Origin of the sequence: Collinsella sp. AF23-2 (assembly GCF_003459245.1) — a bacterium.
Taxonomy (GTDB): Bacteria; Actinomycetota; Coriobacteriia; order Coriobacteriales; family Coriobacteriaceae; genus Collinsella.
In genome coordinates this window covers 4,141-21,676 of record NZ_QRVG01000014.1, presented here as the reverse complement: position 1 = coordinate 21,676, position 17,536 = coordinate 4,141, and the positions used below count along the sequence as shown (strand labels likewise).

At 56.8% G+C, this 17,536-nt stretch carries 17 protein-coding genes; 13 read left to right on the top strand and 4 right to left on the bottom strand.

Annotation, left to right across the window (positions count from 1 at the left end):
- Positions 1-8 precede the first annotated feature (8 nt).
- Complete coding sequence (locus DWY03_RS06720) at positions 9-1,340, bottom strand: ATP-binding protein (RefSeq protein ID WP_231500806.1); 1,332 nt, start codon at positions 1,338-1,340, stop codon at positions 9-11.
- Positions 1,341-1,706: 366 nt separating this feature from the next.
- Between DWY03_RS06720 and rpmH the strand changes: the two genes are divergently transcribed.
- The 9 genes from rpmH to DWY03_RS06675 all read left to right on the top strand — a co-directional run bounded on the left by rpmH (position 1,707) and on the right by DWY03_RS06675 (position 6,746).
- The gene (rpmH, locus tag DWY03_RS06715; RefSeq protein ID WP_019127408.1) at positions 1,707-1,841 is read left to right on the top strand and encodes a 50S ribosomal protein L34; all 135 of its coding nucleotides are present in this window, start codon (positions 1,707-1,709) and stop codon (positions 1,839-1,841) included.
- 20 nt (positions 1,842-1,861) lie between these two features.
- Positions 1,862-2,200: a ribonuclease P protein component gene (gene rnpA, locus DWY03_RS06710; protein WP_082435526.1), complete on the top strand. Its 339-nt coding sequence runs from the start codon at positions 1,862-1,864 to the stop codon at positions 2,198-2,200.
- The gene (yidD, locus tag DWY03_RS06705) at positions 2,197-2,421 is read left to right on the top strand and encodes a membrane protein insertion efficiency factor YidD (protein ID WP_022093804.1); all 225 of its coding nucleotides are present in this window, start codon (positions 2,197-2,199) and stop codon (positions 2,419-2,421) included. Before rnpA ends, yidD begins: the two co-directional genes overlap by 4 nt.
- A 29-nt stretch (positions 2,422-2,450) precedes the next feature.
- Positions 2,451-3,221: a YidC/Oxa1 family membrane protein insertase gene (locus DWY03_RS06700; protein WP_055251326.1), complete on the top strand. Its 771-nt coding sequence runs from the start codon at positions 2,451-2,453 to the stop codon at positions 3,219-3,221.
- A 44-nt stretch (positions 3,222-3,265) separates the two neighbouring features.
- Entirely contained in the window at positions 3,266-3,835 is a 570-nt protein-coding gene (locus tag DWY03_RS06695; RefSeq protein WP_022093802.1) for a R3H domain-containing nucleic acid-binding protein, read from the top strand.
- A gap of 168 nt (positions 3,836-4,003) precedes the next feature.
- Positions 4,004-4,669, top strand: a complete 666-nt coding sequence (gene rsmG, locus DWY03_RS06690; protein ID WP_229057815.1) for a 16S rRNA (guanine(527)-N(7))-methyltransferase RsmG — start codon at positions 4,004-4,006, stop codon at positions 4,667-4,669.
- A 134-nt stretch (positions 4,670-4,803) separates the two neighbouring features.
- Positions 4,804-5,604, top strand: a complete 801-nt coding sequence (locus DWY03_RS06685) for a ParA family protein (RefSeq protein ID WP_055251322.1) — start codon at positions 4,804-4,806, stop codon at positions 5,602-5,604.
- Positions 5,597-6,502: a ParB/RepB/Spo0J family partition protein gene (locus DWY03_RS06680; protein WP_195361607.1), complete on the top strand. Its 906-nt coding sequence runs from the start codon at positions 5,597-5,599 to the stop codon at positions 6,500-6,502. The genes DWY03_RS06685 and DWY03_RS06680 overlap by 8 nt, the downstream gene beginning before the upstream one ends.
- On the top strand, positions 6,492-6,746 hold the full coding sequence (locus DWY03_RS06675) for a hypothetical protein (protein WP_117820630.1): 255 nt from the start codon (positions 6,492-6,494) through the stop codon (positions 6,744-6,746). The genes DWY03_RS06680 and DWY03_RS06675 overlap by 11 nt, the downstream gene beginning before the upstream one ends.
- 197 nt (positions 6,747-6,943) lie before the next feature.
- On the opposite strand, the gene rlmN is transcribed toward DWY03_RS06675, so the two are convergent.
- On the bottom strand, positions 6,944-7,996 hold the full coding sequence (gene rlmN / locus DWY03_RS06670; RefSeq protein ID WP_055251319.1) for a 23S rRNA (adenine(2503)-C(2))-methyltransferase RlmN: 1,053 nt from the start codon (positions 7,994-7,996) through the stop codon (positions 6,944-6,946).
- Positions 7,997-8,081: 85 nt separating this feature from the next.
- On the opposite strand from rlmN, the gene DWY03_RS06665 reads away from it, so the two are divergent.
- Together DWY03_RS06665 and DWY03_RS06660 are read left to right on the top strand one after the other, a co-directional pair.
- On the top strand, positions 8,082-9,047 hold the full coding sequence (locus DWY03_RS06665) for a D-alanine--D-alanine ligase (RefSeq protein ID WP_117820629.1): 966 nt from the start codon (positions 8,082-8,084) through the stop codon (positions 9,045-9,047).
- Positions 9,041-11,935 (top strand): helicase C-terminal domain-containing protein, encoded by a 2,895-nt coding sequence (locus DWY03_RS06660; RefSeq protein WP_117820628.1) that lies wholly within the window; start codon positions 9,041-9,043, stop codon positions 11,933-11,935. The genes DWY03_RS06665 and DWY03_RS06660 overlap by 7 nt, the downstream gene beginning before the upstream one ends.
- On the opposite strand, the gene DWY03_RS06655 is transcribed toward DWY03_RS06660, so the two are convergent.
- Both DWY03_RS06655 and DWY03_RS06650 read right to left on the bottom strand, forming a co-directional pair.
- Entirely contained in the window at positions 11,932-12,849 is a 918-nt protein-coding gene (locus DWY03_RS06655; RefSeq protein WP_117820627.1) for a YafY family protein, read from the bottom strand. The two genes, DWY03_RS06660 and DWY03_RS06655, sit on opposite strands and share 4 nt — an antisense overlap.
- Positions 12,836-13,858 (bottom strand): YafY family protein, encoded by a 1,023-nt coding sequence (locus DWY03_RS06650; protein WP_117647825.1) that lies wholly within the window; start codon positions 13,856-13,858, stop codon positions 12,836-12,838. Before DWY03_RS06650 ends, DWY03_RS06655 begins: the two co-directional genes overlap by 14 nt.
- Positions 13,859-14,056: 198 nt before the next feature.
- On the opposite strand from DWY03_RS06650, the gene DWY03_RS06645 reads away from it, so the two are divergent.
- Complete coding sequence (locus DWY03_RS06645) at positions 14,057-17,254, top strand: hypothetical protein (protein ID WP_117820626.1); 3,198 nt, start codon at positions 14,057-14,059, stop codon at positions 17,252-17,254.
- Between the two features lie 21 nt (positions 17,255-17,275).
- Positions 17,276-17,494 carry a hypothetical protein gene (locus tag DWY03_RS06640; RefSeq protein WP_022094153.1) on the top strand — a complete coding sequence of 73 codons (219 nt, stop codon included), beginning with the start codon at positions 17,276-17,278 and terminating at the stop codon, positions 17,492-17,494.
- Positions 17,495-17,536 lie beyond the last annotated feature (42 nt).

The following is a 17,536-nucleotide window of genomic DNA, read 5'->3' as shown; positions in this document are numbered from 1 at the left end:
CCCGTTCTTTAGCTCTGAGCTCGCACGCGAGCGGCGCCGAGTTCGGTCAGATGGTATTTCTGGCCATGCTTGATGACCAAGCCGGCCTGCGCCAAGTCATTGAGCGTGCGTGACCAAGTGGGGGCCGAGTTTCCAAACGCCCTCGCCAGATCGGTTGCACCGCACGCTTGATTTTGCGCCAGATAGCCCAGCGCGGCGTTGCCGCGATCGCTTACGAACACGTCCGACTGTGGCTGCGCATACTGATTTGCTGCATTAGGATACATCATTTGAGCTGCTGATTGTTGAGAACTCTGCATCGGCGGCATTTGCTGTTGAAAACTTTGAGGCCACTGTTGGTAAGGCTGCGGAGTCATCTGCTGGGCCCAGGGGTTGTACTGCTGCTGCGGCATCTGCTGGTACGGCTGCTGATATCCCTGCTGGTACTGCTGTGGGAACTGCTGGCCATACCCCAGTGGCGGCATCTGCTGATATGGATATCCCTGTTGGTACGGCTGATATCCCATTTGCTGGCCACCCGGTGCCCCCGTCGCCTGCTGCATTGCTGCTGCATCCTGATCCGCCAGCGGCATGGCCTCTGGCACGTTTGGCGGCATCGACATCGACGCCGCCTGGGACTCTTGTGTAGGAAGCATTCCGGGCTGCTGCATCTGTCCCACGCGGGGCTGCATCTGTTGCGTTGCCATGGGCTGCTGCGCAAAAGCTCCCGGCAGGGGATATGCGGGCTGCTCCGTCTCGGGCCGCACGGCAGCACCGCGCCCGCCGGCGCGTTCGATTTCCTGCACGCGTTTAGGATCCAGGCTTACCGTAACCACGGTGCCGTTGCCCATGTTGTCCTCGATGGACACGGCCCCGCCGGCGTTTTCCAAATACTCCTGCACCATGGGAAACCCTGCTCCGGTTCCACGGATATAGCGCTTCATCTTGCTGTTTGCGCTGGTAACGCCAAAGTCGAAAGCGCGCTCCTTGTCGTCGATGCCGGGTCCTTGATCAGCAAAGCGGATGGTGTCTCCGCCGTCCAGAATCGAGATGATGGGCTCGGCAAAGTGCGCGTGGATAAAGTTTTCGACAATCTCGCGGATGACCATGAGCGAGATATGGCCACCTTGTTCTTTCATGCACTGGTAGACGGTGTTGGTCGTCTCTTCCAAATACGTGCGGACATCTTGCGGATCAATGACGATCACACGCGGTGTCGACAGCATGTCGTCATAGACGGCGATGCGCGCGGCGTACATGGCTTTTGGCGCCTGCGTGGTCGTCTGCTCGCCTTCGTCACGCTCTTCGCGCACGCCGGTGATGTGCTCGTTGTCGGGTGCCGGGTCTCCGGAATCGACCATGGTGTAAAAGTCGTCAGACATGCCGCTCGCAATCTTTCAAAAGGTTTCGAACAAATAGTAGCTCACCGTGCAATGTTTCTCATCTTTCGACAACTTTTCAAAACCTGTTGAAAACTTTGGAAAACGGACGAAAAGTTCTCAACATTGCCAACATGACCTGTTGAAAACTCGATGAAATATCGTGAAAAGTTGCCATGCACCGCTAAATCGAGCTCGGCTTATGGGGGAACCGTGTGAACTGCGCAACCTTTTACCTTTGATTTCTTGACATTTGAACATTGATTTCCCTACAATCTTCAAGCTCACGTGTCTATATCTGCGTCCGCGCCCCCGCGGACACTCGAAATGCAGCAGGAGGAACTTAAGATGAAGCGTACGTATCAGCCTAATAAGCGTAAGCGTGCCAAGACCCATGGCTTCCGTGCCCGTATGGCCACTAAGGGTGGTCGTGCCGTGCTCGCCCGTCGTCGCGCCAAGGGCCGCAAGCGTCTCACTGTCTAGCAGCGATACACACATCTCGCATGAAGACTATTAAGTCTCGGCAAGATTTCGAGCATGTGTTCAGTCAGGGGCGTCGTTTCAATCACCCTCTGATTCGAATGACCATATGTGAATCGGTTGGCGAAGGCGACTCCGGAAGGGTCGCCTTCGTTGGTGCTAAACGGCTCGGTTGTGCTGTCGTGCGCAACCGTTCTAAGCGTGTGATGCGCGAGGCCGCCCGCAGCTGTGGATTTCCCGTTGCGGGTTATGACATCATCTTGTTCGCAACTCCCAAGACGAGGGTTTCTTCGCCTCAGGAGATGGACAATGCATTGCGTTCGCTTATGAAACGCGCCGGCGTTGCCGGGGAGGAGCGATGAGCAATCACGTTTTGCGACGTGTTGCCATCGCTCCTATTCGCATATATCAACAGGTTATTTCGCCCTTATTGCCTGACGCCTGCATTTATTACCCAACGTGCTCGCAATACGCCGTCCAGGCGATTGAGAAGTACGGTGTTTTGAGAGGCTGCTGGCTTGCCGTGAGGCGCATCGCTCGCTGCAATCCCCTGCACGTCGGCGGTTATGACCCTGTGCCCTAGCGGGCACTCGCTATCGGAGGAAAACTTACATGTGGGATTGGATCGTTAACATCCTTTTCGAGCTGCTCAAGCTCATCCAGACCTTTGCGGTCGACTGGGGCCTGTCCATCATCATCCTGGTGGTCATCATCCGTCTGCTGCTGACGCCGCTTATGCTCAAGTCGACTAAGTCGACGGCACGCATGCAGGTGCTGCAGCCCAAGATGCTCGAGATCCAGGAGCGCTATGCCGACGATCCCCAGCGTCAGGCCGAGGAAATGCAGAAGTTCTACAGCGAGAACAAGTTCAACCCGATGGCTGGTTGTCTGCCGCTGTTGATTCAGATGCCTGTCCTGTTCGCCCTATTTACGCTGCTGCGTAACCTGCCGGACTACTTTAACGACGGCACGTTCTCGTTCTTTAATATTCTGCCCGACCTGACCACCACGCCGAGTGCCTCCTTTGCCGATGGCTTTATGGTCGCGCTGCCTGCGCTGGTCTGCCTGATCCTGTTCGCTGTCCTGACCCTGATTCCGCAGCTCTATATGTCGCGCAACCAGACCGGCCAGCAGGCTCAGAGCATGCGTATGATGGCCGTTGTCATGACGGTCATGATGCTTTGGATGGGCTGGAGCCTTCCCGTTGGTGTTCTGCTGTACTACGACGTCTCGTCTGCTTGGCAGGTTATCCAGCAGATTTTTGTGACGCAGAAGGTCATCGACAAGGCGAAGGCCGATGAGGAGGAGCGCCTTAAGAACGCGCCGCTGCAGGTTGAGGTCACTCGTCGCGAGAAGAAGCCGCGCCCGCACAAGAAGAAGTAGCGGGATATCAATCTTATTTAGGTACCTAACTTTTGGAGTACGTTATGTCTGAAGAGATCATCGAGGATATGCTTGAGGAGGTTGCCCCGCAGGTCGCGGGCGATTATCCCGAGATTGCACAGCGCTACAAGGCCGGTGAAGAGCTGACCGACGAGGAACTCGACACCATTGCCGATGTCGCGATTTCCATCCTGCGTTCCATCCTTTCGCACTTCGATGCCGCCAACTCTCCTATCGATGAGTATGAGGGCGACGAGGGTGAGCTGATTCTGGATGTAACGGCTCCCGACCTTGCTGTTCTCATTGGCCGTCATGGTCGCACCCTTGATGCCCTTCAGGTTATGTTCTCTTTGCTAGTGAGCCGCAAGCTTGGCTTTAGGTATCCGGTTGTAGTGGACGTCGAGGGATACAAGAGCCGCCGTCAGGACAAGGTTGCCTCCATGGCTCAGTCTGCAGCCGAGCGTGCCATCCGCACTCATAAGAGTGTTTCGCTTCCGCCCATGAATGCCTATGAGCGTCGACTGGTTCACATTGCACTTCGTGGCAATGATGCCGTCGATACTCATTCTGAGGGTTCTGACCCTGATCGCCATGTGGTGATTGTTGCTCGATAATCTGCTCGAGCTTATGCTAAGGGGACGTGGTTTCCACGTCCCCTTTTTTTGTCAAAAGTTCTCGATACACTGATTTTTGTCAGAAAGGAGCTTTCGTTGTTAGTACTTACTGATCAGCAAGCTGACGAGATGTTGACTCGTCTAACTTCCTATTGCAAAGAGTATTCCTTGAGCGTATCTGATGTTGAGCTGAGGAAATGTATTCAGCATTTGGATTTGGTTCTGGAAACAAATAAGACAACTAATCTCACCCGTATTCTTAACGTAGAAGATGCTGCGGTACTTCATATCCTCGACTCACTTGTTTTGCTCCCCTATATCAATAAGGCTCCTGAGGGAGCTTTGCTCGATATGGGGACAGGTGCGGGCTTCCCTGGTATTCCGTTAACCATAACCACGCATCGTAAAGCTACTTATATTGACTCTGTTGGTAAGAAGGTTGATGCCGTCAATTCTTTTGTTCATGCTCTTGGGTTGAAACATGCTCATGCGATTCATGATCGCCTTGAAGAATATGCTCGAAGCCATAAGAAGCAGTTTTCTGTCGTAACCGCCCGCGCACTTGCCCCTCTACCGATTCTTGTTGAGTATGCGGCTCCGTTCCTCAAGGATGGAGGTCTATTTGTTATCACCAAGGGTAATCCTTCGGATGAGGAGCTAGTTTCCGGCATGTCGGCAGCTAAGATTTGCGGCTTCACTTTGCTTCTTAATGACGCAATCGATTTGCCTGAGGGCTTGGGCCACAGGGAGTTCATTGTTCTCAAGAAGAGTCATCCAGCATCCGTTTCATTGCCTCGTGCAAATGGCATGGCTAAGAAGAATCCGCTTGCCTAGATGTTTCACGTGAAACATAATGGATACTAACAACTTGCAATGTTTCACGTGAAACATGGCGGTTGATATCGAATCGGAATGTTTCACGTGAAACATCCTCCGTTTGACAGCTTTAATACACACCAGGAGGGACCGTGGGATTTCGCGACGTTAAGCGTTCTAAGAACGCAAAAGACACGCGTATCATTGCAATCATCAATCAAAAAGGCGGCGTCGGTAAGTCAACGACGGCTGTAAACCTTGCAGCAGCACTGGGTGAGCAGGGTCGTAAGACACTGATTGTCGATTTTGATCCGCAGGGAAACAGTACCAGTGGATTTGGAATTGAAAAAGAAGACCTTGATCACTGCATCTATGATGCATTGTTGAATGATGTGCCGGCAGAATCGCTTGTTCTTGATACAAATTGCAAAAAGGTATTCGTAATTCCAGCTACGATTCAGCTTGCAGGTGCCGAAATTGAGCTCGTAAGCGCAATTGCTCGTGAAACCCGCCTCAAAGATTTGCTTGAGCCGATTCAGGACGAGTTCGATTTTATTTTCATTGACTGTCCTCCTTCGCTCGGCCTGCTTACTATCAATGCCTTGACCGCAGCAGATAGCGTTTTGATTCCAATCCAGTGCGAGTATTACGCACTCGAGGGCGTTACGAAGCTGCTTGAGTCAATGAAGATGGTCAAATCACGTCTGAACAAGGGCTTAGACACCTATGGCGTGCTTATGACCATGTATGACTCACGTACTTCTCTATCGAATCAAGTTGTTGAGGAGGTTCAATCGTACTTTGGTGATAAGGCGTTTAAAACGCTGATCCCCCGTACGGTTAAAATCTCCGAAGCTCCGTCTTTTGGAGAACCGGTAATTACCTATGCACCTCAAAATAAGGGTGCAAAAGCGTATATGAACCTTGCAAAAGAGGTGATCAAGCGTGCCTAGTGTAAAGAAACGTGGCGGATTGGGACGTGGACTCAATGCTTTGGTCTCAGAGGCCGAGTATGAGACCGGTGGTTCGGCTGCATCTGCTTCAAATGCCGCATCTGAAACAAAACTACCTATTGAGGATATTGTTCCCAACCCTAACCAGCCGCGAATTCACTTTAACGAAACTGAACTTCGAGAGTTGAGTGAGTCAATCCAAGAACATGGCGTTTTGCAGCCGCTTTTGGTTCGAAAGCATGGAAACGGCTATGAGATCATCGCTGGTGAGCGTCGTTACCAGGCGTCAAAGCTTGCTGGTCTTGAGGAACTGCCTGTCATCATTAAGGAAGTTAATGATGAGGAGATGCTCGCTCTTGCTCTTATCGAGAATCTTCAGCGTTCTGATTTGAATCCCGTCGAAGAGGCGAAGGGTTATCGTCAGCTCATTGATGCTAGCGGTATGACACAAGAGGCGTTATCAAAGGCTGTCAGTAAGTCTCGTTCTGCAATTACAAATTCACTTCGTTTGCTAGATCTTCCCGAAGTCGTACAGCAGATGATTTTCGAGGGCAAGCTTACTGCTGGCCATGCGAGAGCGATTCTTGCAGTTCCATATGAAGATGCAAGGATTCGACTTGCTGAGAAGGTTGTTGCAGAAGGCCTTTCCGTTAGAGCGACAGAAAATCTTGCTCCGTTGTTTTCTGCCGGAGAGACACCTAAGACACCGAGGCCTGCAACGCCTCAGTCTTTTAAAAAGGCTGCGCGTGTACTTCGTCAGGTATTTAATACCAACGTGCGCGTGAAGAGCTCGCGTGGAAAGAATAAGATTGAGATTGAGTTTAAAGACGAGGAAGAGCTCTCTCGTATTCTTGGTGAAATGATTCAGTTTGATCAAGGAGGCCAAGATGAGGAATAAGATTTTAACTGCGATTGCATTGGTGACGACTGTCGCGGCTGGTGCCTTTGCTGGCTATAAGATCGCGACAGACGATGAACTTCGAGGTCGTTTGCTTCGTGGTGCGTGGGATATTGTCGATACTTCCAAGAAGAAAATGGATGTTATGACAGAAGATGTTGCCATGCGCACTGCTCAGGTAACGAAAAATCCTAAGATTAATCAAGGTTGGGTTAGCAACCAATGGGAAAATGTAGGCTATTAGGTACCTAACAATTACCCTGCATATTTTGAGCGGCCCTTGTCTGATTCATGAGACAAAGGCCGCTTATTTTGTCCGTAAAAAATGGGAAAGCTAGCAACGGTCCAAAATTGAGGTCAATAAATGAAACGACCCCGCTTGCATATTCTGCAACCGGGGTCGTTCATGTTTCACATGAAACGTTTTGGGGTGCGACTCCCCTATGCGTTCTTCTGAACTTTGAAGCGCTGCTTCAGCTGTCCGCAAGCGGCGTCAATATCGTTACCACGGGAGTTACGGATCGTGGTCTCGATGCCACGGGACTCAAGACGACGCTGAAGATCCTCAACCTTATGAATCGGCGACGGCTTGAGCGGGCTGCCCTCGATGTCGTTAAGCTGAATGAGGTTAACGTGGCACAGCGTTCCCTCGCAGAAGTCGCAGAGCGCCTGCATCTCGGGATTCGTATCGTTGACGCCTTCGATCATGGCATACTCATAGGTCGGGCGGCGGCCAGTCTTCTCGGTGTAGAGCTGAAGCGCTTCGTGAAGGCGAAGCAGCGTGTACTTCTTAACACCGGGCATGAGCTTATTGCGCGTCGACTGGATGGCGGAATGCAGGGAAACGGCAAGCGTGAATTGCTCGGGGATGTCGGCAAATTTGCGAATACCGGGAATAACGCCGCTGGTAGAGACGGTGAGGTGACGAGCGCCGATACCGATGCCGTCGGGGTCGTTGAGGATTCGCAGCGCCTTGAGAACCTCGTCGTAGTTGGCAAACGGCTCGCCCTGGCCCATGAAGACAACGCTCGTGGCGCGCTCGCCAAAGTCGTTGGATACATGAAGTACCTGGTCGACGATCTCTTGAGCTGTCAGAGAACGCTTAAGGCCGTTGAGACCGGTAGCGCAAAAGGCGCAGCCCATGCCACAGCCTGCCTGGGTGGAAACGCAGACGGAAAGCTTGTTTCGACGGGGCATACCGACGGTCTCGACGGAAATGCCGTCGTGGTACTCGAGCAGATACTTGCGAGAGCCATCTTTGGAAACCTGCTTGGTGAGTTCGGTCGGCGTATCAAAGGCAAACGCCTCTTTAAGCTGTTCGCGGAAAGCCTTGGGAAGGTTGGTCATATCGTCAAACGAACAAACGTTCTTCTCAAAGACCCACTCGATGAGTTGCTTGGCGCGGAAGGCGGGCTGGCCAAGTTCGGCCACGAGCTCGCGAATATCGTTTTGGCTCAAGTCGCGAATGTCCTGAGATTTAGTCCTGGGATTCATGGAAGCCTTTCGATTTTGGGGAAACGTAGAGGGTATCGCTACAATATGGTATCAGCTGCAGAAATTATAGAGGAGGAGTCTGCCCATGCCGGGTAAAAGCCTAGAGAACATGCACGTAGCGGTCTTGGCGGGCGGTCATTCCGCTGAGCGCGAGATCTCGCTCAATTCGGGAAAGAACGTCGTGGTGGCACTGAAGGAAGCCGGCTACACCTCGGTGGAGCTGCTCGACACGGCTGCCGATGACTTTATGGTAACCATGGCGACCGGCGGTTTCGACGTGGCATTTATCGCCATGCACGGCGCCGGCGGTGAGGATGGCGCCATGCAGGGCGCCATGGAGACCCTGGGTATCCCCTACACGGCCTCGGGCGTGCTTGCCAGCGCCTGCGGTGCCGACAAGGAGGTCTCTAAGCTCCTGTACGCCAAGGCGGGCATTCCCATTGCCCCCGGCATCGCGCTCGAGGTGGGCGATGAAGTCGATATCGATCATATCGTCGAGGTTTGTGGCGAGCGCTGCTTTGTGAAGCCGGCCGTCAACGGTTCCAGCTATGGCATTTCCCTGGTCCATGAGCCCTCCGAGCTACCCGCGGCAATCGCCAAGGCGTTTGAGTACGGCGACAAAGTGCTGGTCGAGAAGTGCATCGAGGGTACCGAGATCACCGTTGGCGTATACGGCGAGGATGACGTGCGCGCCCTGCCGATTGTCGAGATCCGTAAGCCCGAGGACTGCGAGTTCTACGATCTGGACGTGAAATATGTCGACCCTACGGACATCCATCGCATTCCGGCGCAGATTTCACCCGAGAACTACGCTCGTGCCCAGGAGCTTGCCTGTGCCGCTCACAAGGCGCTCGGTTGCCTGGGTATCTCGCGCAGCGATTTTATCGTGAGCGAAGACGGCCCCGTTATCCTCGAGACCAATACCATTCCCGGTATGACCGATACGTCGCTGTATCCGGATGAGATCCGCCACACCGACGACATGACGTTCCCGCAGGTCTGTGACAGCCTGATCCGTATGGGTCTTCGTCGAGCGGGCATTGCATGCTAATCGAGGACGCGGTTTCGTCAGGAACGCCGCAGTTTGTCATCGACTCCTATGCCACGCTTGCCGAACGCGCCAAAACGCAGTCCTTCGGCCTTATCGAGGAAGATGTGATTGTCCTCGATACCGAGACCACGGGTCTTTCGGTGCAGGACAATGAGCTGATCGAGATCTCGGCGGCCCGTCTTTCGGGCCGCGAGGTCGTCGACCGCTTCGATACCTTCGTGCATCCCAAACAGCTGATTCCCGCCGAGATTACCGAGCTCACGAGCATTACAAATGCCGATGTGGCAGATGCTCCGTCGGCCGTTGAGGCCGTCGCCGCTCTCGCCGATTTTGTCGGTGGTTGCCCGGTGATCGCACATAACGCCACGTTCGACCGCTCGTTTATCGAGTCGGTCAAAGGCGGCGTCAACGTGAGCGATATTTGGATCGATTCGCTGGCGCTGTCGCGCATCGCGCTTCCGCGCCTGGCCTCGCACAAGCTGTCTTTTATGGCCGATCTGTTTGGCTGCGACTCGGTATCACACCGTGCCAATGCCGACGTCGACGCCCTGTGTGGCGTATGGCGCGTGTTGCTCGTGGCGCTCACCGACTTGCCCCAGGGCCTCATGGCGCGCCTAGCCGACATGCATCCGGACGTGCCTTGGTCCTATCGTCCTATCTTCTCATTCTTGGCAAGGCAGAACCCTGGTTCTATCTTCTCTCTCAGCGCCGCTCGTGCTGACGTTCTCAAGGCCGATCGCGCCGACGATCGGGTGGACGCCGATGAGCTGCCGGTTCTCAAGATGCCGAGTCGTGAGGAGATCGAGGCAGACTATGCGCCAGGTGGCCTTGTCAATCGCATGTATCCCACCTACGAGCCGCGTGATGAGCAGATCGCGATGGCGCTCGAGGTCCGCGATGCGCTGGTCACGGGCACTCATCGAGTAATTGAGGCAGGCACGGGCGTCGGCAAATCGATGGCCTATCTGGTGCCTTTTGCCGAGGCAGCACGCCGTAACAACATCACGGTAGGTATTGCGACCAAATCGAACAATCTTGCCGACCAGCTCATGTACCATGAGCTGCCAAAACTTGCCGAGCAACTGGACGGTGGTCTGTCATTTTGCGCTCTCAAGGGGTATGACCACTATCCGTGCCTGCGCAAGCTCGAGCGCATGAGCCGCGGCCAGGTCGAGATTACCACCAAGCGCGATCCGGCGGACACGCTCACGGCGGTCGCGGTCATTATGGCGTACGTCTGCCAATCAGCCGATGGCGACCTCGACTCGCTCGGCATTCGGTGGCGCAGTGTCAACCGTCCCGACTTTACGACGGCCTCGCGCGAGTGTGCTCGTCGCCTCTGCCCGTTTTTCCCTGATAAATGTTTGGTCCACGGCGCTCGCCGTCGTGCGGCGCATGCCGATGTGGTGGTCACCAACCATTCCCTGCTGTTCCGCAACGTCGCGGCCGAGGGCAGGATTTTGCCTCCGATTCGTCATTGGGTAATCGACGAGGCCCATTCCATCGAGCGCGAGGCGCGCTGTCAGTGGGCGCGTGTGGTGTCGGCGGACGAATCGCGCGTTCTGTTTGAGCGTCTGGGTGGCTCGAGCACCGGCGCGCTAAGCCAGGTTTCCCGTGATTTGGCAACCTCCGAGGGCTCTACGCTCTATCTGGGCCTTACTGCCAAGGCGACGTCGACGGTTGCGCGCGCGAGAATGGCGATCGCCGGCGTGTTCGATGGCGTTCGCGAGCTCGGCCGCCGTGCGCGTGGGGGTTATGACAATGCCAATCTATGGATTGGCCCCGAGCTGCGCGAATCTGACGACTGGCATGATTTCTTACAGTCGGCCTACACTGGCATCGACGCATTGGAACAAGCTGACAAGAGCGTCGACGCGCTGGTGCAAGCCGTCGCCGCCGACAAGCCAGAGGTTGTTGTCGACCTGGGTGATATCTCGCGCCGCCTGCACGAGCTGGCCGAGAACCTAAAACTCATCATTGATGGTACCGATGAACACTACGTGTATTCGCTGCAGGTCAATCGCAGGCTGCGTGCCGGCGGAGAGTCAATGACCGCAGAGCGCATCGACATTGGCGAGGCCTTGGCAACCGAGTGGCTGCCCGAGGTTCACACGGCTATCTTTGCCTCGGCGACCATGACGGTGTCCAAAAGCTTTGAGCACTTTAACCATGCGGTCGGCCTTGATCGCATCGGTGCTTCAACGTCGTCATCGCTGCACTTGGATTCGAGCTACGACTTCGATTCGAACATGGCTGTAGTCGTTGCGGGCGATATCCCCGATCCGCGCGATCGTGAGAGCTATCTTACGGCGCTCGAGCGCGTACTGGTCGACGCCCATCTTGCCATGGGCGGATCGGTGCTCACGTTGTTCACCAATCGGCGCGACATGGAGGACCTATACGCCCGCGTTGAGCCCAAGATGGCCCGTGCGGGTCTGGAGCTCAACTGCCAGCAGCGCAACTCATCTCCTCGTCGCCTGCGCGACCGGTTTATCAACGAACCGACCTCGTCGCTTTTTGCGCTCAAGGCCTTCTGGGAGGGGTTTGATGCCAGCGGCGAGACGCTGCGCTGCGTCATCATTCCCAAGTTGCCGTTCTCGAGCCCCACGGACCCGCTCTCGTGCGAGCGCAACCTGCGCGAAGACCGCGCATGGGCGCGCTATTCGCTGCCCGAGGCGGTGCTCGAGGTTAAGCAGGCCGCGGGGCGTTTGATTCGCTCGTCGACCGATAGCGGCGTGCTGATCTTGGCGGATCCTCGCCTGGTGACGAAGGGCTATGGCAAGAAGTTCTTAACGTCGCTGCCCACGAGCTCCTACCAGCGCATCGAATCGGCGCAGATCGGGCACTATCTACAGCTGTGGCGCGCACGCCACGAGCGGCGGCGCTAAAGCGGACAGACGAGAGTTTTTGCCATATCGCACAGACGCTTTGACAGGGTGGGGTCATCCAAGATGCGGATGGCTCCGCCCGCTGCGATTATCTGGCTCAGTAGCCAACGCTCGGAGCCGTAATGCACGGTTACCGTTGCCATGTCTGCCCCGCTGCGCTCGATGAGGGTGATGCCGGCCCAGTCCAGATGCTCCGCCATATCGAATGGCATCAAGAGCTTTGCGCTACGCTGCGTCCGGGCAAGGGAATCGTGGAGGGATGCGACGTCCGGTGCGTGAGGCACGACGGAGTCTTCCGTCAAGGCGAGTCCCTCGATTTTATCCATGCGATAGGTGCGCTGCTCATCGACCGCGATGTCCCAGGCAATCAGATATGTTTGGTCGCCGTTTGCCGTAATGCGCAAGGGGTCGACCAGACGCTCGCGTGGCCGCGCATCGTCCATCGAGCGATACGAGATACGACAGCGAACGCCGTCCTGAATGGCGCAGCTCAGCTGCTGCCAGTGCGACCCGTGGTTGACGGTGTCAAAGACGTGCTGGTTATAGCCGAGCTCTTCGGGTAGAAGAGCATGTCGAATTCGAGCCGCCGCCTGGGGCTCGATCCCCAACGATTCAAGTTCGTGGTTGAGCACAGCGCCCTCGGCGGCACTCAGGCGCAGCGGTAGTACACGCCCGGCGTCACCGGTGAGGACCACGCGCTCGCCGTGGCATTCGCAGATGATACGCGCACCCGATTCTCGGTCCGCGAGCGTCGAGACGATCTCGAGAATCTCGTCGAGCGACGCCCCCGTGATGTCAAAGCGACTGCAAATCTCGGTTCGTGTCATGCCGCTCTCGCCGGCGGCGTAGAGGGCCTCCATGATGTCGATGGCGCGCGAGAGCCTCTGCTCGCTGGTGAGTTTACGCACGGGCATGCTCGTGCACCGTCCTTTCAATGAGGTGGTTCCACGCCTGCTTGAGCGATTTGGGGGCCATGGGCCTCATGCCGTCCATGGCGTGGGCCATGCAAAATGAGGCGGCGGCTTCAAGATCGCGCACGTCAACGGTCCAAGTCCATCCCGAATCGGTGTGTGCGAGCTCACCTCGCCCGCGCGTGAGGCCGTTGATCATATCGATCTGCGTCTGCGGGGCGAACGAGAACGTAGCCGCAACGGGCGGGCGGTCGGCAAAATCGAATTCAAAGAACAGGTAGTCGTTGAGATTGAAGTCTGCAGGGATGGCGTAGGCCTTCGAAGGACGCCAAGCGCGAACGATACGGTCGCAGCGGAATGTCCTGATGTCGTCGGTGGCATTGTCGAGGCCGCAGAAGTACGCAACGCCCTCGCGCTCGAACATGCCGTAGACGCAGACGGTACGCTCTTTCTGCTCACCGCGTCCGTTCTGATATAAAAATCGCAGTGCGCATCGCTCGGCAAAGGCGCTCCATACCGCATCGACGGTGGGAGAGCGGCGGATCGGTGCTTCGTCCGCCGTCGTCCTGCCGGTGAGGTAGGCAATCTTGGAACGAATATCGGCAAGCGGCGCGGCAAAAGTGGATGAGCCGGCCGCTATTGTCTGGTCGATAGCGTTGAGCAGGATATCGGCGTCGTCTGCGGTGATGAGGCCGCCTGCCGCAAACGTGTGCTCGCGGTCGATTGTCCATGAGCTTTCCTCGGTCTCCTGCGCGCCGGCGGGGCGAACCTCCTTGATTAAGATGCCGCGTTCGAGCAGTTTGTCACGATCGCGCCGAAACTTGCGCTTATCCGAGTCGATATTGCCCGAGCCATATCCCAGGTCAGAATCCAAGACGATCTGCTCGGTCGTCAGCGGTTCGGGGGAGCTGTTGAGCACAAAGAAAAGATTGAGGATGCGCTGAGCCGTTTTATCGAAACTGGGCTCCGAATTCCCCTTTTTAATTGTCGCGGTCGCGTCGCTTGCCGTCATAGAGTCCTCGCATGAGAAGGTGGTTTGCTGCCATGATTTTAGTCCGATATGGAGATTAGGCTATATCCTTGTCCGCTCGGGGCGTTAAGATGGCCCGAATTCGGTCGTTTGCGCTCGCTCGGGGTATACTTTCGACTATATACGGTTCTAATGTGCATGCATTGGGCCTATTTGTCGGATTATGGATGTGGAGCGCACATGGCGAACACCCAGAACTATATTAACCACCTGCTGCAGAACACCGGCATTACGCCGGCATGCAGCGAAGAAGAGCGCTTGGCTGCCGAGGATATCGCTCAGATCTTCCGCAACCACGGCTTTGATCCCGAGGTTCAGGAGTTCAATGCCCCGGCGCCCAGCAGGTTGGCATTTGCCGTTACCGGTATTCTTGCGTTTGCCGGCGCCCTGCTGATGGGCATCGGCGGCGGCATCGGCTTGGTCGGCACCTTGCTGGCCATTGTCGGTGCCGTTCTTTACGTGCTCGAGCGCACGGGCCATCCCGTGGTTTCGCGCCTGGGCAAGACGGGCGTGAGCCAAAATGTCATCGCCTACCACAAGGCCTCGGGCCCGCTCGCGTCTCCGCGCAACCGCCCGGTGGTCGTTGTCGCACACTACGACTCTCCCCGTGCTGAGCTGCTCGCCCGCGAGCCCTATGCTTCGTATCGTGCGCTCATCGCCAAGCTGTTGCCCGTTGCCACGGTTGCCCCTGCTGCCGTTGCCATCTTGCGTATCCTGCCGCTCCCCGGCGCGCTCAAGGTTCTGCTGTGGATTGTCGCGATCCTCGCTTCCCTCGTTGCGCTCGCCAACGCGGCAAACATCATTTCTAACCGTTTTGTGCTTCCCTATACGTCCGGCGCAGTGTGCAACAAGTCTTCTGTCGCCGCTATGCTCGGCGTTATGGACAACGTTGCTCCCTTCCAGGGCGAAAACGAGTTTCCCGACGATGTTCCGTTCGATACCTATTTTGGGGAGCAGAAGCGTCGTGCCGAGGAGATGGCGCGCGCAGCAGCGGAGTATGCCGCGGCCCAACAGCAAAACGACTACGGCAACACCATCGAGTATGAAGAGCCTACCTACGCCGAGGACGAGTTCGGTCAGCCGATTGCTCCCGACGCTCAGACCGAGCCCGAACAGGGCGAGGCTTTCGACGAGCAGATCGAGGGCTTTGAGGGTGCGTCTGCCGACGAGACGCTGATTGGCGCCATCGTGCCCGAGGATCAGAATCAGGCTGTCCAGGCCGAAGAGTTCAATGACGAGGTTTCCGCTGCCGAGCCGGCGGAGGAGCCTGTCGCGGCCGAGCCCGAGCCCAAGCTCTATCGCAATGCCGCCGGCAACATCCGCTTTGGTTCGGATGCCATCCGTGCGCTCGGGATGCTTCCCGAGTCCTGCACGCTCGATTACGAGGAGGGCGAGGAGCCGACGTTTGAGCCCGAGCCTGCCCCCGTCGTGACTGCACCTGCGCCCGCCGTCACCGTGGATGATGAGTCTGCCGCGGTTACCGCTGCCGTTGCCGAGCCCGAGGCGGTGTCCGCGATCGATCCCGCGGCAGGACTGGACATTTTGGCCCCCGCCGCGCCGGCGCAAGACGTTGCGGACGAGCCTGACGACGATTACGTTGAACAGCCGAGGCGCGTGTCTTACGAGAGCGATACTGATTTTTCGGCCGAGATTTCCGCGGCAACGCCCCATGCCGATATTGCATCCGCGTTCTCTTCGATTGGCGCCAGTGCTTCCAACTTCCTTAAGGGTGCGCTTGCAAAGGGCAAGAAATTTGTCGACGATTTCGAGGAGAAGCGCGCTGCCGCACGCGAGGCTGCCGAGCAGGAGGCTATCGCTCAGCAGCAGGCAGCCGAGGCGGCACGTGAGCGCGCGGCGCAAGAGCTCGAGCAGAACGAGGCTATGCAGTCCGTGCCCGTCGACGCTGCCGAAGCTACAACGTCCTTTGAGTCCCAGCAACCGGCGTCCACGGATGTTGTTGAGGCGACGACGTCTTTCGAGGCTCAGCAGCACGTCGATAGCACCATGTCGTTTGATGCCGCGCAGTTCGATTCCACGATAACGTTTGAAAAGCAAGGCACCGCGATTGCCGAGCCCCTTCCTGTTTCCGATGAGCAGGGCGACGCGGCAGACGATGACGAGCCCATTGATGCTGCCGAAATTCAGGATGCTGCCGAGGACGAGTCCGTCGAGGTCAACTCTGACGAAGAGCAATACGCGGCAGCCGATCAAGGTGATTCGGCCGAGGTCGAGCAGGAGGAGGTGCCTGCGGTTTCCGAGACTCCCGAGACGGATGAGTCGAGGCCTTACTCCACGCAGATTTTCACCATGCCGACCCCGAGTGGTTCCGGTGCCACGGTTGCCAATGTCGCTCCCACCCAGGACGAAACGGTCGATTCCCTTATGGCCCAGATTTCCTCCCAAGCATCGCCGCGTCCGCAGATGAATGTTCCCGATCCGGCGTCGGCACCGTCGCCTGCACCCTCCTCGTCTCCGCTGGCTTCGGTCCCCGATCCGTCGCTGCCGTCGATGAAGCAGACAAACGTTGCGTCTCGCACGTCGCTGTTCGACCTTCCCGATCCCTCCGCACAGGTCAACGACCCCTTTGCTACCGCCCAGGGTCCCGAACCCACATCGGCACCCGTTGCGCCTCCTATGCCCGTTGCGTCGGGCGCACAGCCGATCGAGACCATTTCGGCTCCCGCCCCTGCGGCACCCAAGTCTCGCAAGCGCGGCCTGGGCGGCCTGTTCGGTCGTAAAAAGAAAAACGAACAGGACAGCATGAGTGACTGGCTGGGCGTCGAAGACGATTACGATGCCAAGAAGTCCGGTCGCGGCATCGGTTCGTGGGATAATTTCGAGGACGATAACGATGGCTGGAAGGGCGGCGCTACGTCTTCCGACGGCGCTTCTTCCGAAGATATGCTCTCGGCTGTCGCCTCTATGGGCGACGATGAGCTGCTCGGTCACGATATCTGGTTTGTGGCAACGGGCGCCTCGGATTGTGATGGCGCCGGTATGAAGGCCTTCTTGGCTTCGCATCGCGATAAGCTCCGCGGCGTCTTCTTCATCAATCTTGAATCCGTCGGCGCCGGTAGGCTTTCGGTGGTGACGGTTGAGGGCGAACAGCAGCTGCTCAAGGGCGATCGCCGCATCATGAACCTGGTCAGCAAGGTGTGCAAGTCGTTCCATGTCGATTGTGGCGCGCTCGAGATGCCCTATGCCAAGACCGATGCCTACGCCGCGCTCGAGGCGAGCCGCCGAGCCCTCACCATCGCCGGCGTGGACGGCACGCGTCTGGCTTGCGCTCGTACCGAGGACGACCTGCCCCACAATGTCAACCCGACGAACATTGCCACGGTATCCGAGGTCGTGACCGAGGTTATCCGCCGTTCGTAGACGGAGCTCTAAGGAGTCAACGTGTTTTCGTATATTAAGCGCCATTGGCCTGTCTACGTGATTTTGACCTTGATTGCCATTGCGTTGGGGTTTGGAGCCGCCTATATCGTGGGCGCGAAGGGCTCGACCCCCGCCTCCGCAATCAGCGAAGAGGTGGAGCAAGAACAGAGCACGGGTGCCGATGGGATTCCTGAGTCCGAGCAGGCAATCGTTGATGGTGGATCTTCGTCTGCAGAGTAGATACGGCGATTTAAATGATTGAAAGCGGGCGAGCCGGGGGAC

Excerpts from the sequence above, each read along its gene's own strand:
- DWY03_RS06655 (WP_117820627.1), bottom strand. The coding sequence starts at position 12,849 with ATGCCCGTGCGTAAACTCACCAGCGAGCAGAGGCTCTCGCGCGCCATC.
- DWY03_RS06650 (WP_117647825.1), bottom strand. The coding sequence starts at position 13,858 with ATGACGGCAAGCGACGCGACCGCGACAATTAAAAAGGGGAATTCGGAG.
- DWY03_RS06660 (WP_117820628.1), top strand. The coding sequence starts at position 9,041 with ATGCTAATCGAGGACGCGGTTTCGTCAGGAACGCCGCAGTTTGTCATC.
- rpmH (WP_019127408.1), top strand. The coding sequence starts at position 1,707 with ATGAAGCGTACGTATCAGCCTAATAAGCGTAAGCGTGCCAAGACCCAT.
- DWY03_RS06645 (WP_117820626.1), top strand. The coding sequence starts at position 14,057 with ATGGCGAACACCCAGAACTATATTAACCACCTGCTGCAGAACACCGGC.
- rlmN (WP_055251319.1), bottom strand. The coding sequence starts at position 7,996 with ATGAATCCCAGGACTAAATCTCAGGACATTCGCGACTTGAGCCAAAAC.
- DWY03_RS06720 (WP_231500806.1), bottom strand. The coding sequence starts at position 1,340 with ATGGTCGATTCCGGAGACCCGGCACCCGACAACGAGCACATCACCGGC.
- DWY03_RS06665 (WP_117820629.1), top strand. The coding sequence starts at position 8,082 with ATGCCGGGTAAAAGCCTAGAGAACATGCACGTAGCGGTCTTGGCGGGC.
- rnpA (WP_082435526.1), top strand. The coding sequence starts at position 1,862 with ATGAAGACTATTAAGTCTCGGCAAGATTTCGAGCATGTGTTCAGTCAG.
- yidD (WP_022093804.1), top strand. The coding sequence starts at position 2,197 with ATGAGCAATCACGTTTTGCGACGTGTTGCCATCGCTCCTATTCGCATA.
- DWY03_RS06675 (WP_117820630.1), top strand. The coding sequence starts at position 6,492 with ATGAGGAATAAGATTTTAACTGCGATTGCATTGGTGACGACTGTCGCG.
- DWY03_RS06695 (WP_022093802.1), top strand. The coding sequence starts at position 3,266 with ATGTCTGAAGAGATCATCGAGGATATGCTTGAGGAGGTTGCCCCGCAG.
- DWY03_RS06700 (WP_055251326.1), top strand. The coding sequence starts at position 2,451 with ATGTGGGATTGGATCGTTAACATCCTTTTCGAGCTGCTCAAGCTCATC.